Below are 15,267 nucleotides of genomic sequence, written 5' to 3' on the forward strand. Positions count from 1 at the left end.
TCAGGACGGAGCCTTCGGCTCGGCGGCCGGCGACTCCTGCGGCGGCGGAGGAGGCGGCGCGGGCGGAGGCGAACCCGCCGGGTACTGCCGGCGGAATACGGTGACCCACACGGCGCCGATCGGGTTGTTGCCGTCCTGGCGATCCCACGCGTCGCGCGTGAAGAGGTAGCGCAGGAGCTGGCCCGGGCTCGGGCGCAGCGGCGAGAGCGCGGTGTCGGGAATCCACCAGGCGCGGAACGGCACGTGGTCGCGCGCGTAGCCGGGGCCGAGGATCTGCGCCTGCTTGTCGGCGTCGGCGTCGTCGCAGACGACGATCGGCGGGTGCATCTCGCCCGTCGGCGGCTGCCAGTTCACGGGCGCCGGCCGGACGTACCAGCTCAGCGGCCAGCCGGCCTCGCCCGAGACGATCGCGGCCGGCACCTCGCCGGCGCGGCCGGAGCGGAGGATCTCGTCGACGATCCCGAGCACTTCGGGACACGTCTGCACCTGGATCGTGGACTCGGCCTTCCGCGAGTTCGGGGAGAGGTCGGGGTAGACGAACGAGAGCGTGAGCGCCGTCGCCACCGAGGCGAACGCGGTCGCGGCGCCGGCGAGCCGCCACCCGGCGCCCTTCTCCGCGAGGAGCGCCCACGCGGCGCCCGCGAGCGGGAGGAACGGGAGGACCTGGTGCACGAGAAGCCAGCCGGCCTTCTCGCCGAGATACGCGTACATCGCGACCGAGGACAGGGCCCAGCCCGCGACGAAGCGCTCGGCGAAGGAGAGCTTCCGCCAGCGCAGCACGATGTACGCGAGCGCGGGGAGCAGGATCGCGAACTCGTACTGGAGGAGGCGCGGGAGGTAGAACGTCTTCGGCCCGCCGACGCGCTCCATCTTGTGCTGGCCCCACCAGTACGAGATCGCGTCGAACGCGGGGTTGCCCGACTCCGGGTGGACGAGGAAGACCGTGTAGAGGACCTCGGACGTGACGAAGAAGAGAAGGAGCGCGCCCACGACGGCCGTCGCGTTCTCCTCGAACCAGTCGATGAGGCGCCTGAGACGGTTCCAGACGTCGAGGCCGCGCCCGGGCTCCAACCACGCGGCCGCGACGGACGGGACCATGAGCGCGAGGAGAACGTAGAAGTTCTCCTTGGAGGCAAACGCCACGGCCGCCCAGAGGCCCGCGACCGCGAGGTCCCGGACGCGCCGCGTCGCGAGGTACTCGTCGAGCCACAGGAAGAGCCCCGCGGTTCCGAGGAGGCTCCAGGCGTCGTCGCGGCAGAAGCGCGTGTAGTAGAGGAGGTTCGGCGAAAGCGCGCAAAGCGCTCCCGCCGCGAACGCGGCGCGCCCGCCGAACCGCCGGCGCAGGAGGAAGGCCATCGCGGTGAGGGCGACGCCCGCCAGCGCGGGGGCGAGACGGGCCGTGAAGTCGGACGTTCCGTCCCACGTCTTGGCCGCTGCGAACCCGGTCAGGACTCCGACCGCCTTGCCGACCACCGACGAAACCGCGAACACGGCCGTGACGGCGAAGTACTGCACGGGTCCGTGGTAGATCGGGTCGTACTTGTAGGCGCCTTCCTTGAGGAGCCGCACCGACGCGTACGCGTGGATCGACTCGTCGTGGTGGAACGCGTGCGTTCCGAGACGGGCGAGGTGCAGGAACAGCGAGAGGGCGATCAGGCCGATCCAGGCCCTCTTCTCGAACGCCGAGAGCGGCGGCGCGGCGGGCGCGGTCGCGGCCGTCATTTCAGGATCTCGTAAACGGCGGTGCCCTTCGTTTCGAAGGCGCGCCGGAAGTTCGCGCGAAGCGGGAAGGCGTTCACGCCGAAGTCCTTCTTCTCGAACGAGCCGACCACGACGTAGCGGACGTTGTAGCGGTGGAGCGTCGCGAACACGGCGTCGGCATCCTCGGAGGTGTAGAGGAGCCGCAGGTCCCGGCGGCGTCCCTCGAGCTCGGGGACCGCGCCGCCGCCGCGCCAGAGGCTCTCGTGGTTGTCCCAGCCGAGGACGATCGGCAGCCCCGCCGCGCCGCCGATGCGGCTGTAGTCCGAGTAGGCATTGCCCGTCGCCTCCGCGAGGACGGCGCCCTCGACGGCGTGCGTTCGCAGCCACTCGACGGCCGCGCGGTCGCCCGGGGCCTCGCGCGCCATCCACGCGAGGCCGTTCAGGCCGTCGACCGGGCCCGTCCACTTCCACCGGAGGACGGCGGCCGCGAGCGGGTGCGCGAGGAGGCCGCCGGCCGCGACGAGGAGGGCCGCGCGGATGAAGGTGCGGGCGCGGCGCGTCGAAAGCGCGAGCGGCAGGAGGAGCGCGCCGCCGATGACGAGGAGAGGCCACGCGCCCATGAACGTCTTGAAGACGGTGTTCATCCGGCGCATCTGATCGCCATACGAGTCCGAGACGAGGACGACGTCCGGCACCGAGGCAAGGACGGCGCCCGCGGCCGCGTAGAGGAACCCCGCTCGCAGCGCGCCCGTCGGGGCGGGCGCCTCGTCCGCGGCGGGCTCCCGGAAGAGCAGCCAGAGGACCCCGGCCGCGAGTCCCGCCGCGAGGCCGAAAACGGGCCGCTTCGTCAGGACGGCGAGCGCGAGGCCGAGCGCGGGAAACGCGGTCGCGGCGACGAGCGCGCGGTCCTCCCGCGACTGCGAACGCACGAGCGCGACGCCGAACGCGAGCGCGGGGACGACGGCGAGGACGCCGAAGTGGAGGAACGCCTCTCCCGCGGTCGTCGCTTCCTTCCAGAACGTCAGGCCGTGCAACGCCGGCCGCGGCGACCGGAGGAACGGAAGGAGGAACGGGACGGCGAGAAGGGCCGAGAAGACGCTCCGTAAGACGGCCGCACGGAACGGACGGGCGGCGAGGTTGCCGGCGGCGAGAACGAGAAGGCACGCGGGGAGGTCCCAGGGATTCGCCGAGAGGACGGCGGCGAGGAGGACGCCGTCGAGGAGCGTGCCCGACGCCGTCCCCACTCTGCCGGCGAGGCCCGCGAACGCGAGGAAGAACGGGAACGTGACGGCGTGGGGGTGGAGGTCCCCGAGGCGGAACGTGAAGAGCGGCCATTCCGTGATCGCGTTCTCGACGCGCCGCGAGGACACCCACCAGTCGAGGTCCTGGAGCGGCTTGTCGCCGAGGGCTTGCCGCGCGCCGTCGAACGTCCCGCCGAGGACGAGGACCGAGCCCGCGAGCAGCGCGAGGCGCCGCCCGCCTCCGCGCGTCCGGACGGCCCCGTAGGCCGCGAGGGCGGCGATCGCGGGCAGGAGCGCCGCGATCAGGTTGTACGCGTACTCCGACGGCACGCGCGCCGCTCGCGCCGGCAGCGCGAAGAGGTACGTCCCGAAGTGGTAGTAGGGGAAGCGCGAGCCGGAGAGCCACGGGTCCAGGAACGGCAGGCGCGGCGTCGCCATGAGGCCGGAGAGGACGGCGAAGTCCATCGGCTTCTCGGTCTGGCGGATCTCGCCGTACGGCGCCCGGAGCCACAGGAAGACGGCGAAGACCGCGAGGAAGAGGGCGGCCGGAAGGACGAGCGCGCGGCCGCGCACGAGGACGCCCGCGAGGTCCCGCCCGCCCCAGAGGAGCAGCGCCACGAGCGCGAGGCCCGCGAGGGGCAGCGCGAGGGAGCGGATCGGGGTGGCCGGCAGGAACCCCGAGACGAGCCAGCCGGGCAGGGCGGCCGCCACGAGGCCGACGGGGAGAGAAAACGCGAAGACGGTCTCGGCCGTCCCGTCGTCCGCCGCGTCGCCCCGGAACAGGCGGGCGAGCAGGGCCATTCCCGACGCGCTCGCCAGGAGAAGAACCGAGGCGAAGAGGAACGCGGACAGGGCCGTCACGGAACGAATCAAGGTAACACAAAGCGCGGTCCGCGCCGGGCTAGACTGGGCCCGTGAGCGCCGCTTCTCCTCGTGTCGCCGTGATCGGCGGAGGCCTCGCGGGGCTCGTCGCGGCGGACCGCCTCCTCGGAGCGGGTCTCCCCGTGACGGTCTTCGAGAAGTTCCCCGAGGCCGGCGGGCTCGTCGGCGTCGTCGAAGTGGGCGGGACGGCCCTCGAGCGCTACTACCACCACCTCTTCACGAGCGACGTCGACTACGTGTCCTTCGCCGAGGAGTTCGGCCTCGGCGCGGACCTCATGTGGCTGAAGTCCCGGATGGGGTTCTTCGCGGGCGGGAAGCTCTGGGACTTCGGCACACCCGCGTCGCTTCTCTCGTTCGCGCCGCTCGGGATCATGGGGCGGCTCCAGTTCGTCCTCTCGACGCTGAAGCTCCGGCAGAGCAAGGACTGGCAGAGCCTCGAGGGCGACACCGCGATCGGTTGGATGCGCCGCAGCGGGTACTCCCGCGCGCTCGACGCCGTGTGGGGCCCGCTGCTCTTCCAGAAGTACGGGCGGCGCGCCGAGGACGTCGGGCTCGTGTGGCTCTGGGGAAAGATCGCGCTCCGCACGCGCTCGCGCGACAAGACCGGGCTCGGCGAACGCCTCGGATACCTGAAGGGCTCGTTCGGGCGCGGCGTCGCCGCCGTGCTCGAGCGCGTCAAGGCGCGCGGCGGGGACGTGCGGACGTCGCGCCCCGTGAAGATCGTGAAGAAAACTGGCGGCGGCTTCGACGTGGAGTTCGCGGGCGGGACCGAGACGTTCGACCTCGTCCTCTCGACGGTCGCGATCCCCGAGCTCCTCCGGCTCGCGCCGGACCTCCCGGAGGACGTGCGGAAGACGTGGAGCGCGATCTCCTACTGTCACGCGCTCTGCCCGATCCTCGAGCTCGACCGCTCGCTGTCGCCCTATTACTGGCTGAACGTCGGCGACGCGTCGATGCCGTTCGGCGGCGTCATCGAGCACACGAACTTCATCCCGAAGGAGGAATACGGGGGCCGGCACGTCGTCTACATCTCGAACTACGTCCTCCCGGACGACCCGAAGTGGAAAAGCCCGGACGCGGCGCTCTGGGCCGAGTACCTCCCTGCGCTCAAGCGCATCAACCCCGCCTTTGACGAGAGCTGGATCCTGAAGAAGCAGATCGGGCGCGCCGAGTACGCTCAGCCCATCGTCGTGCCGGGCTACTCGAAGCTCCTGCCGCCGCTCGAGACACCCGTGCCCGGGCTGTGGTCCGCGTGCATGGCGCAGATCTACCCGGAGGACCGCGGCCAGAACTACGCCGTGCGCATCGGGCGCGACGCGGCGGACGCCATCCTGAAGAAGCTGCGCGGCTAGTCGGACCAGAGCGGCAGCTGGCCGTCCGGGCCCGGAGCGCCCGGCGAGACGAGGCCGTGGACGCCCACGCCGAGGAGGCGCACGGGCCGCGCTCCCGCTTCCGTCCGGTCGAGCAGCGCCGCCGCCCGCGCCGCGAGCTCGTCGGCGTCGCGCGTCGGCCGCGCGCTGTCGCTGCGCGTGACGGTCGTGAAGTCCGCGTACCGCACCTTGAGCGTGACCGTGCGCGCGAGGAGCCGCTTTTCGGCGAGGAACGAGGCGTCGTGCCGCGCCATCGACTCGACGATCGTCCGCATCTCCCGGAGGTCGGCTAGGTCCTCGCGGAACGTGTCCTCCGTGCTGACGGACTTCCGGGTCCGGTCGGGTACGACGGGACGGGCGTCGTCGCCGTGCGCGAGCCGGACGAGCGACTCGGCCCAGCTGCCGACGACGCGGCGGAGCGCGGCGGGGTCCGCCGCGCGCACGTCCACGAGCTTCGCGCAGCCGATGGCCCTCAGCCGCTCGGCCGTCTTCGGCCCGACGCCCCAGAGCGCGTCCACGGGAAGCTTCGCGAGAAACGCCTCCATGCGCTCCGGCGCGATCACGGTGAGGCCGTCCGGCTTCTTCCAGCCCGAGGCGATCTTCGCGAGGAACTTGTTCGGCGCGACGCCGGCGGAGACCGTCAGGCGCGTCGTCTCCCGGACCTGCGCCTTGAGCCGTTTCGCCACCTGCATCCCGAGCGACTCGCCCCACGCGTTCTCCGTGACGTCGAGGTAAGCCTCGTCGAGGGAGAGCGGCTCGACGAGCGGCGTGACCGCGCGGTAGAGGGCGAAGATCTCCTTCGACACGGCGGAGTACTTCCGGAAGTCGGGCTTCACGATCACGAGCTGCGGGCAGAGGCGCACCGCGCGCGCCATCGGGATCGCGGAGCGGACGCCGAACTTGCGGGCCTCGTAGCTCGCAGCCGCGACGACGCCGCGCCCCTTCGGGTCCCCGCCCACGGCGACGGGACGGCCCTTGAGCGCGGGATCGTCGCGCTGCTCGACGGACGTGTAGAAGGCGTCCATGTCGAGGTGGAGGATGCGGCGGGGAGGCGCGGCCACGCGGCCGATTCTGCGCGCCCGGCCGCTCAGCGCGGAAGCTGCGCGAGGACGCGCGCGGCGGTCTCGCGGTCGCGGAGCGTTCCGGCGTCTCCGAACGCGGTCGTCTGCGCGAGGAAGTCCGCAAGCGCGAGGCGGGCGTCGGAATTGCGGCCCGCCTCGGCATAGAGAAGCCCGAGGCGGAACAGGACGGCCTTCGCCTCGGGGAGGAGCTCCTCGGCGGCCCGCGTCCGCACGCCTTCCAGCTCCGCGAGCGCCCGGTCCTTGCGCCCTGCCTGATAGAGAACGACCGCGAGCTTCTCGGTGAGGGCGGCGCGCGAGAACGGGAGGCGGGCGATTCCCGTCTCGAGGACGCGGACCGCTTCGTCCCAGCGCTTCTGGCGCTCGTAGCAGATGGCGAGGGACTCGAAGGCCTGGTACGTCACGTAGGGCGACGCGGGCAGCGCGCGCCCGTCGACGAGAGCGACGAGGTCGCGCTCGGCCTCGGCGAACCGGCCGGTCTCGATGAAGAGCCGCGAACGGCCGACGACGGATGTCGCGAGCGGCTGGATCGAGAGCGCGCGGCTGAACGCGTCGGCCGCCTCGGGAAGGCGGCCTGCCGCGACGAGCGCGTCGGCCCGGAAGTCCCAGTTCGGTGCGGAGGTCGGGTCGCTCCGCACGGCTGCCTCCGTGAACGCGAGATTCGACGCATAGGCCGAAGCCGCGCGGAGGGTCTGGACGCCCAGCACGAGAGAGCCCGCGGCCGCGGCGCCGAAGAGGATCCGCTCCCGCCGCCCGCCGGCCGGCGTCGCGAGCGGGCCGTCCGCGGCGAACGCGGGCCACAGGACGAGGAGGAACCCGAGAAGCGGCAGGTAGAGATACCGGTCGTGCACGACAAACTCGGGCGCGAACGCCTGGATCGAGAGAGCGGGAAGGAGGGGAACGACGCAGAGCGCGAGGCCGGCGGCTCCCGTACTCGTCCTCTTTGCCAGGCGCGCGAGAACGAACCCGGCCGCGGCCACCGCGAGAAGGGGCGCCCAGAAGTTCCCGAAGGAGACGGTCGCGGGCGTCACGGCGCGCAGCGGGTAGGAGGGCCCGACCAGGAGGGGGACGAGCGTCTGGCGCAGGTAGAAGAAGAGCGCGGCGGGGGCCGTGAGAACGGCGTCCGCAAACGTCGCGCCCCCGAGAACGGGGCGCGACAGCCGGCCGATGACCCCCCAGCGTGAGAGGAAGAAGAGACCGGACAGGAGGAGAAACGGCGAGGCGAGGACGGCGGCGCGCCACGCGGTGGGCGCGCTCTTCCGCCCGCCGCGAGGACGGCGAAGCGCGACGAACACGACCACGGGAAAGAGGAACGAGGCCTCCTTGGCGCCGAGGCCGAGCGCGAACGAGAAGAGCGCCGCGGCCCAGGTCCCCGCGGTCGCGCGCTCCGGGAGCGCGTCGGCGAACCAGAGCGTCGCGAGCAGGGCCAGGCTCATGAGGAGATCCGGCGCCCCGGAGATCCACGCCACGGACTCGGCGTGCGCGGGGTGGACCGCAAACAGGAGCGCGACCGCGCCCGCGAGAAGGGGGGAGAGGCCCCAGCGGCGGAGGAGCGCGAACCCGAGGGCCGTGACGCCGGCGTGGAGGAGGATGTTCGCCGCGTGCCAGCCCGTCGTGCTCCCGAGGCCGAAGAGGCGCGCGTTTGCCGCGATCCAGAGGACGAACGTGGGCCGCCAGTAGTCGCTCACGGCCTCGCCGCCGCCCTTGAACGCCCAGACGTCGGAGACAAGGGCTCTTCCGAGGAGGCCTGGATCCTGGACGAGCGGATTCCGGACGATCTGGCGCGTGTCGTCGTAGACGAACCCGCCGCGCAGCGTGGCCCCGTAGAAGACAATGATCGCCACCAACGCCGGAAGGAGAGCGATCCAGGCCCGGCGGCCTCCTACGGCTCGATCCATCGCTCGAGCCCCCACGTGACGACGAGCGCCGTCGCGAGCGCGGGCAGCGTTCCGCCCGTCGACCCGGCGAGGAAGTACGCGGCCGCGCCCGCGGCCCAGCCGCACATCCCGGGGATCGCGAAGCCGCCGTGGCGGCTGGCAGGCCCCTTCTCGTCGTACAGCTCCGGAACGGAGACGGGCATCCGGAGCAGGAAGAAGTGCGCGAGCAGGACGCCGCCCACGGGCACGAGGAGGCCGCCGAGCAGCAGCATGAAGTCCGCGTAGCGATCGAGCCAGCCCGAGAAGAGCGAGAGAAGCGCGCCGACGACGCCGATCGTCCAGACGGACGCGCGGTCGTTCGCAGCCGGGACGAGGCTCTTCCACGCCAGCGCCGACATGTAGATGTTCACGAAGTTCGTCGTGAGCGTCGCGAGGGCGAGGAGGAGGGCGCCGAGGCCGCCGAGCCCCGCGGCCGCGATCATCGCGCCGGGGTTCGTCGAGCCCGCGGCGCGCGCCGCGACGAAACCGAGCGGCACGAACCACAGGCTCGTCGCCGCGAGGCCGAGGAACACGGCGGCCGCGGCCTTCCCCGGCGAGCGCGTGTAGCGCGGGTAGTCGCCGAAGACGAGGAGCCACGAGACCTGGTAACCGATCACGACATCGAGGCCCCGCACCGCCGTCATCGAGCCGTTGCCGGGCGCCGCCGTGACGGCCGCCGGGAGGCGCAGAAACGCGAACGTCAGGATGCCGCCGACGACGAGGAGGAGGGGCACGGCGACGCGGTCCGCGTGGCCGACCGCCCGCGGTCCGCCCGCGACGACAGCCGTCGCGAGGAGGCCGAGCCCGAGCGCCCAGAACTTCACGCTCGCCGGCCCTCCGGCGAGCCGCGCGCACGCGGAGGCCGCGATCACGTTGTTCACGGCGATCCATGCGAAGTTCGTGACGTAGAGGATGAGCGAGACGAGCGCCCCGCCGCGCAGGCCGAGCGCCGCGCGGCAGGCGATGACGGACGGGACGCCGAGACGCGGCCCGAGAGGCGTGAGCGCGGCGACGAGCGCGGTGCCGAGGACGATGCCGCCGCCCGCGAGGAGCGCGGCCTGCCCGAGGCCGAACGCGGGCGCGAGGCTCGCGCCCGTCTGGAGCGTCGTCGCGACGAGGTTCGCGCCCGCGATGATGAGGAAGAGGTCGACGGGCGACTGCGTCTTCTCGGCTTCGGGGACGGGCCCGAGGTCGGCGGCCTGCATCAGCTGCCGAGACTAACCGCGCCGGACTGCCGCGCGAGAAAGGAAATGGCCTCCTCTTCTCCCCAGTAGACGGGGCGGAGCCCGCGCGCGGCCACCCAGCCCGCGTGGCCGCCGCGCTCCGTGACGAGGAAGCGGACCGAGGGGGATGCCGCGGCGCGCGCGGCGTCGACGGACTCCGGCGGCACGAACGGATCGTCGAGGGCCGAGAGGCAGAGTGTCGGCACGTCGATCGTCCCGAGGACGCGGAGGGAACTCGAGCGGGTGTAGTAGTCGTCGGCGCCCGCGAATCCGTGCAGCGGGGCCGTCGCCGCGTCGTCGAACTCGCGGAACGTCCACGCGCGCGCCGCGCGCGGGAGGTCGAGCCGGGCCGCGGCCTCGGGGAAGCGCCTCACGATCGACTCGGCCTTCGGCACGAGCGTCTTCACGAACGCGCGCACGTAGAGCGCGGACGGGAAGGACGCCATGTGGCGGTCGCCGGCGGCGAGGTCGTACGGGACCGAGAGCGTCGCCGCCGCGGCGACGAGGCGCTCGCCGGGGTGCTCGCCGAGCCACTTGAGGACGACGTTTCCGCCGAGCGACACGCCCGCCGCGAGGACGGGCCGCCCGTGGCGCGCGGCGAGCGTCCGGAGGACGAAGTCGAAATCCGTCGTCTCGCCGGAGTGGTAGAGCCGCGGCCGCCCGTTCGGGAGCGTCTTCGAGAGGTCTAGGAGGTCGCGTGCGCAGAAGCGGAAGTTCAGGACCGAGGCCCTGAGCCCCGCGGCGACACCGAGCGCGAGGAGGCCCTGCGCGTAGACGGAGTGCGAGCTGCCTTCGAGCCCGTGGAGGATCACGAGCGGCGGCGCGCCGTCCGGGACGGGCGCGTCTGCGTGATCGAGGAACAGCGTGTCGCCGTCGGGCGCCGTGAGCGCTTCGCGGCGGAGCGGCACCTGCCGCCGGGAGCGGGCGAGCCGCCCCCAGACCGTCTGGACGTGCGCGCCTCGTAGCCCCCACGCGGGCGAGAAGCCGGTGCCGTTTCTCCCGTCCATCGAGCCGAGCCTTTCGTCCCGCCGAATCCCGCGTTCGTCCCCGTCGTGCGCCGTCCGCGGAGCGGGGATTCTATTGTCGGGGGCATGAGCGACGTCGACTTCGACGGTCGGCGCTTCCGGACGGTCCGCAATTCCGCCGACGGCGAGTCCGGCTCCGAGACCGTCTTTCACTACCGGCAGAAGGGCGCCGTCGTCTGGGCGACCTATCACGGCGGCGACGTCTCGTTCGGAACGCTGCTCGCCCGCGCGGCCGCGGACGGACGCCTCGAGATGGTCTACCAGCATCTGAACAAAAACGGCGACTTCCGCGCGGGCCGGTGCCGGGCGCGAACGGAAGTCCTCCCGGACGGGCGGTACCGCCTCCACGAGCGGTGGGTCTGGACGGAGGGGGCCGAGGGTGCCGGCCGCTCGCTGACGGAGGAGATTACGCGGCGGCGCCCTCGCCGTTCCGGCGCGGTCGGATGACGCTCCGGGATCCAGGACCCGCCCGCCGCCGGCCGGATCCGTCCCCGGAGACGCGACGCCGGACACCGCCCGCGGGCGCCTGTCCCTGAGCCGTCGAAAGATTCCACGGGTCGCCCCACCTTGGTGATTCGAGGCGCGAGTCCCGTATCCACGGGCCGTCGCGTCGCCAAGGAGGTTGTGCATGCGCCGAACCGGACTTCGCGTCTTACTCTCCCTCGCTCTTCTCCTTTCCGCCGTGGCCGGGCTCGCCCAGAGCGTGACGACCGCGACGCTTCGGGGTCGCGTCACGAACGAGGGGCAGGGCCTTCCCGGCGTCCTCGTGACGGTGAAATCAGGCACCCTGCAGGGCGCCCGCACGGCCTCGACGTCCGCGAACGGCGACTTCGTGTTCCCCGGTCTGCCGCCCGGCGCGTACACGGTGTCGTTTGCGTTGCAGGGCTTCAGGAACGAGTCGCGCGCGCAGCCGCTCACGGTCGGGCAGGAGGCGCGGCTCGACGTCGTGCTCGCGCTCGCGGGCGTCGAGGCGGCCGCGACCGTCGTCGCGAAGTCGGAGACGGTCGCGACCTCGACGCCGCAGGCGGCGCAGACGTTCACGAAGGAGCTCACGGACCAGCTCCCGGTCACGCGGTCGCTCCTGTCGACGGTCTCGCTCGCGGCGGGCGTGAACACGAACGGTCCGGGCTCGAGCGACCGCCTCGGGAATGGCGTCAATCCCGTCGTGACGATCTCCGGCGGCCAGTCCTTCGACAACCTCTTCACGGTGGACGGCGCCGTCGTGACGGACAACATCCGCGGCACGCCCAACAACCTCTTCATCGAGGACGCGATCGCCGAGACCACGACGTCCACCTCGTCCGTGTCCGCCGAGTTCGGCCGATTCACGGGCGGCGTCGTGAACACCGTCACGAAGTCGGGCGGCAACGCCTTCTCGGGCTCGTTCCGGACGACGTTTACGAACGCCGCGTGGTCGGCGACGACGCCCGCGAACGAGGCGACGCCGCAGAAGGTGAATCCCCAGTACGAGGCGACGCTCGGCGGGCCCATCTGGAAGGACCACGTGTGGTTCTTCGGGTCCGGCCGGTACTTCGACCAGACAGCCTCGGGCCAGACGAGCTTCTCGAACGTCTCCTTCCCGATCGGGGACACGGAGAAGCGCTACCAGGCCAAGCTCACGCTCACGCCCGTCTCGAATCACACGCTGACCGGCAACTACCTGCGCGTGGACGAGGAGCAGACGAACTCGTCCTTCGGGACGATCATGGATCTCCTGAGTCTCGTGCCGGCGCGACAGCTTCCGCAGGAGATCCTGACCGTCAACTACAACGGCGTCCTGTCGAACTCGTTCTTCGTCGAGGGCCTCTATTCGCGCCGGAAGTTCTCGTTCGAGAACTCGGGCTCTCCGTACAAGGACCTGATCCAGGGCACCCTCATGCGCGACCAGTCGCGCGGCAACGCCCGGTACAACGCGCCCACGTTCTGCGGCGTGTGCGACCCGGAGTCGCGCGACAACCGCGATTACCTCATCAAGGGCACGTGGTTCCTCTCGACCGGGTCTCTCGGCTCGCACAACATCGTCGCCGGCTACGACAACTTCGCCGGGCAGCGCAAGGCAAACAACTACCAGTCCGGCAGCAACTACCGCCTCTTCACGACGTCGACGATCTTCGCGAACGGCGACATCTACCCTGTGATCGGGCCGAGCTCCTACATCTACTACACGCCGATCACGAACCTCTCCAAGGGCACGGACGCCCTCACGCACTCCGTATTCCTCAATGACTCCTGGCGCCTGAACGACCGGCTCTCGGTGAACCTCGGCGTGCGCTGGGACAAGAACCACGCCGCGGACAGCAACGGCGTCGTTCGCGCTGACGACAGCGCCGTCAGCCCGCGCCTCGCGGCGTCGTTCGACGTGACCGGCAAGGGCACGCTTCGCGTCGGCGCGAGCTACGCGAAGTACGTCGGCGCGATCCAGGACAGCCTCGTGGACTCCTCGTCGGACGGAGGCTCGCCCTCGACGTTCATCTGGTACTACGACGGTCCCGGCGCGACGCCGATCAACACGCCCGGGAGCGGCGGGCCGCTCGTGACGCGCGCTCAGGCGCTTCAGCAGGTCTTCAACTGGTTCTTCGCGCAGGGATGCCCGGACCTCACGACGTGCCGGCTCCCGCTCGCCTACGCGAACATCCCCGGCCTCACGACGCTCATCCAGGGTTCCCTGTCCTCGCCGTCCACGATCGAGTACGCCGCGACGGTCGCCGGCAACGTGGGGTCCTCGTTCGCCTACCGGGTCGACCTCGTGCGGCGTGAGGGCCGCGACTTCTACAACAACGTGATCAACGGCGCGACGGGAACGGGCGTTGACGAATTCGGCAACAGGTTCGACATCGGCTACGTGAACAACGCCGACACCGTGGAGCGCAATTACACGGGGCTCCATACGAGCCTTTCCTACCGCAACGGCGGCTTCAACGGCGGCGTCAACTGGACCTGGTCCCACACGCTCGGCAACCTGAACGGCGAGACCGCCGCGTCGGGCCCCGTCCCCAACGCCGGCGACACGTACCCCGAGTACAAGAATCCGGCCTGGAACAACCCGTATGGCTCGCTCGCGACGGACGAGCGCCACCGCGTGAAGCTCTACGCGTCGTACACCCTGCCCTTCGTCCCGGCGAAGGTGGGTTCGCTGAACGTCAGCGCGATCCAATCCATCGACACGGGCGTTCCGTTCGGCGCCGTCGGCCTCGTCGATACGCGCAACTACGTCACGAACGCGCCGGCCTACGTCACCCCGCCGACCTCCGTGAACTACTACTTCACCGCGCGCGACGCGTTCCGCACGGATACGATCCTCCGCACGGACCTTTCCCTGAACTTCTCCACGCGGATCGCAAACGCCGTGGAGATCTTCATCCAGCCACAGGTGCTGAACGTCCTGAACCGCCAAGGCCTCGTGGGCGTCAGCACGACCGTCCGCACGGCCGTGAACGTCCCCGGCGGCTACCAGAAGTTCAATCCCTTCACGTCTGCGCCGGCCCAGGGAACGAACTGGGACTACAGCTCGACGTTCGGCCGCGCCCGAAACAACCTCGACTACCAGCTTCCCCGCACCTTCACGCTCGCGGCCGGCGTGAGGTTCTGAGCCCTCGACGCCGGAGTTCGACGCACCGGCCGGCAACCCCGGCCCCGGCCGGTGCGTATCCGTCCCCATGACCCTCGCCCGCGGGAAGAAAGCCGCCTTCATCTTCGGCGTCTGGACGGCCGCCGGCGTCTTCTTCGCGAGTCAGCTCTACTTTCTCTACCCGATCACGTCCGGGGGCCGCGAGATCTCCTTCGGCCGCGCGCTCCTCATCAACGTGCCCTTCTACTGGCTCTGGGCGCTCCTGACGCCCGCGATCCTCGGTCTCGCGCGGCGCTTCCCGCTGGAGCGCTCACGCTGGAAGAGGAACCTCGCGGTGCACGCGGGGGCCAGCGTCGCCCTCTCGGTGATCCAGCTCCTCGTCGCGGGAGCGCTCCTCTACGCGGTGGTCCATTCGGGCGGCACGAGCACCCTCTCGTGGGCGCTCGGGAGCTTCTTCCGCCTGAATTTTCACGCGAACGTCCTGACCTACGCGGCCCTCGTCGCCCTCGCGTGGGCCGCCGAGACCTACGCGAAGTACCGCGACCGCGAGCTCGCGGCGTCGCGGCTCCAGACGCAGCTCGTGAGCGCCGAGCTCGGCGCGCTGAAGATGCAGCTCCAGCCGCATTTCCTCTTCAACACGCTCAACGCGATCGCGGCGCTCCTGAAGCCAAAGCCCGAAGCGGCCGAAAGCATGGTCCTCCAGCTGGCCGAGTTCCTGCGGCTCACGCTCCGCAGCACGGGGCGGGTGGAGGTGACGCTCCGCGAGGAGCTCGACTTCCTCGAGCGGTACCTCGCCATCGAGAAGACGCGGTTCGGGGACCGCCTCTCGACGCACTTTCGCATCCGCTCGGACGTCCTCGACGCGCGCGTGCCGAACCTGCTCCTGCAGCCCCTCGTCGAGAACGCGATCCGCCACGGAATCGCGCGCGACGCGAACGCCGGCCGTCTCGAGGTGGGCGCGACGCGCGAGGGCGGCCGCCTTCTCCTGCGCGTGGCGGACGACGGGCCGGGGCTCGGACCCGCGCCCGTCGTCGAGGGGATCGGCCTCACGAACACGCGCGAGCGCCTCCGCCACCTCTTCGGCGACGACTTCTCGCTGTCCTACGCGAACGTCGCCGGGGGAGGGTTCGCGGTCGCGCTCGCGTTCCCGCTCGTCGTCGAGCTGCCGGCCGCCGAGGGCGACCCGGGCGAGGCGCCCGCCGCGTACGGCTTCTAGCCGCGCGTTCCTCCCGCGCCTGCCCGCCGCCGTCCCGCGCCGCGTG

The 15,267-nt window shown here is 71.4% G+C and carries 10 protein-coding genes; 4 read left to right on the forward strand and 6 right to left on the reverse strand.

The genetic code is table 11. The features are described 5' to 3' along the window. Positions 1 to 1,722 carry a TIGR03663 family protein gene (locus IPL89_00860; protein MBK9061748.1) on the reverse strand — a complete coding sequence of 574 codons (1,722 nt, stop codon included), beginning with the start codon at positions 1,720 to 1,722 and terminating at the stop codon, positions 1 to 3. Then, on the reverse strand, positions 1,719 to 3,803 hold the full coding sequence (locus tag IPL89_00865; GenBank protein MBK9061749.1) for a hypothetical protein: 2,085 nt from the start codon (positions 3,801 to 3,803) through the stop codon (positions 1,719 to 1,721). Before IPL89_00865 ends, IPL89_00860 begins: the two co-directional genes overlap by 4 nt. 53 nt (positions 3,804 to 3,856) lie before the next feature. On the opposite strand from IPL89_00865, the gene IPL89_00870 reads away from it, so the two are divergent. Next, positions 3,857 to 5,176 carry an NAD(P)/FAD-dependent oxidoreductase gene (locus tag IPL89_00870; GenBank protein ID MBK9061750.1) on the forward strand — a complete coding sequence of 440 codons (1,320 nt, stop codon included), beginning with the start codon at positions 3,857 to 3,859 and terminating at the stop codon, positions 5,174 to 5,176. Here the strand turns inward: IPL89_00870 and dinB are convergent. The 4 genes from dinB to IPL89_00890 form a co-directional block, all read right to left on the reverse strand. Beyond that, positions 5,173 to 6,219, reverse strand: coding sequence for a DNA polymerase IV (gene dinB, locus IPL89_00875; protein MBK9061751.1), 1,047 nt, complete (start codon positions 6,217 to 6,219; stop codon positions 5,173 to 5,175). The two genes, IPL89_00870 and dinB, sit on opposite strands and share 4 nt — an antisense overlap. A gap of 62 nt (positions 6,220 to 6,281) precedes the next feature. Beyond that, positions 6,282 to 8,117, reverse strand: a complete 1,836-nt coding sequence (locus tag IPL89_00880) for a tetratricopeptide repeat protein (GenBank protein MBK9061752.1) — start codon at positions 8,115 to 8,117, stop codon at positions 6,282 to 6,284. A gap of 38 nt (positions 8,118 to 8,155) precedes the next feature. Further along, positions 8,156 to 9,394: a cytosine permease gene (locus IPL89_00885; GenBank protein MBK9061753.1), complete on the reverse strand. Its 1,239-nt coding sequence runs from the start codon at positions 9,392 to 9,394 to the stop codon at positions 8,156 to 8,158. Further along, positions 9,394 to 10,419 (reverse strand): alpha/beta fold hydrolase, encoded by a 1,026-nt coding sequence (locus tag IPL89_00890; GenBank protein MBK9061754.1) that lies wholly within the window; start codon positions 10,417 to 10,419, stop codon positions 9,394 to 9,396. Before IPL89_00890 ends, IPL89_00885 begins: the two co-directional genes overlap by 1 nt. A gap of 84 nt (positions 10,420 to 10,503) precedes the next feature. Between IPL89_00890 and IPL89_00895 the strand changes: the two genes are divergently transcribed. The 3 genes from IPL89_00895 to IPL89_00905 all read left to right on the forward strand — a co-directional run bounded on the left by IPL89_00895 (position 10,504) and on the right by IPL89_00905 (position 15,221). Beyond that, positions 10,504 to 10,884, forward strand: a complete 381-nt coding sequence (locus tag IPL89_00895) for a n-acetylglutamate synthase (protein ID MBK9061755.1) — start codon at positions 10,504 to 10,506, stop codon at positions 10,882 to 10,884. A gap of 181 nt (positions 10,885 to 11,065) precedes the next feature. Further along, a complete protein-coding gene (locus IPL89_00900; protein ID MBK9061756.1) occupies positions 11,066 to 14,026 on the forward strand; it encodes a TonB-dependent receptor in 2,961 nt (986 codons plus the stop codon). A 67-nt stretch (positions 14,027 to 14,093) separates the two neighbouring features. Beyond that, positions 14,094 to 15,221, forward strand: coding sequence for a histidine kinase (locus IPL89_00905; protein MBK9061757.1), 1,128 nt, complete (start codon positions 14,094 to 14,096; stop codon positions 15,219 to 15,221). The last annotated feature ends 46 nt before the right edge of the window (positions 15,222 to 15,267 follow it).

The sequence above is a fragment of the Acidobacteriota bacterium genome (genome assembly GCA_016716715.1).
GTDB lineage: Bacteria > Acidobacteriota > Thermoanaerobaculia > UBA5066 > UBA5066 > Fen-183.

Excerpts from the sequence above, each read along its gene's own strand:
- IPL89_00860 (MBK9061748.1), bottom strand. The coding sequence starts at position 1,722 with ATGACGGCCGCGACCGCGCCCGCCGCGCCGCCGCTCTCGGCGTTCGAG.
- dinB (MBK9061751.1), bottom strand. The coding sequence starts at position 6,219 with ATGGACGCCTTCTACACGTCCGTCGAGCAGCGCGACGATCCCGCGCTC.
- IPL89_00885 (MBK9061753.1), bottom strand. The coding sequence starts at position 9,394 with ATGCAGGCCGCCGACCTCGGGCCCGTCCCCGAAGCCGAGAAGACGCAG.
- IPL89_00890 (MBK9061754.1), bottom strand. The coding sequence starts at position 10,419 with ATGGACGGGAGAAACGGCACCGGCTTCTCGCCCGCGTGGGGGCTACGA.
- IPL89_00895 (MBK9061755.1), top strand. The coding sequence starts at position 10,504 with ATGAGCGACGTCGACTTCGACGGTCGGCGCTTCCGGACGGTCCGCAAT.
- IPL89_00900 (MBK9061756.1), top strand. The coding sequence starts at position 11,066 with ATGCGCCGAACCGGACTTCGCGTCTTACTCTCCCTCGCTCTTCTCCTT.
- IPL89_00905 (MBK9061757.1), top strand. The coding sequence starts at position 14,094 with ATGACCCTCGCCCGCGGGAAGAAAGCCGCCTTCATCTTCGGCGTCTGG.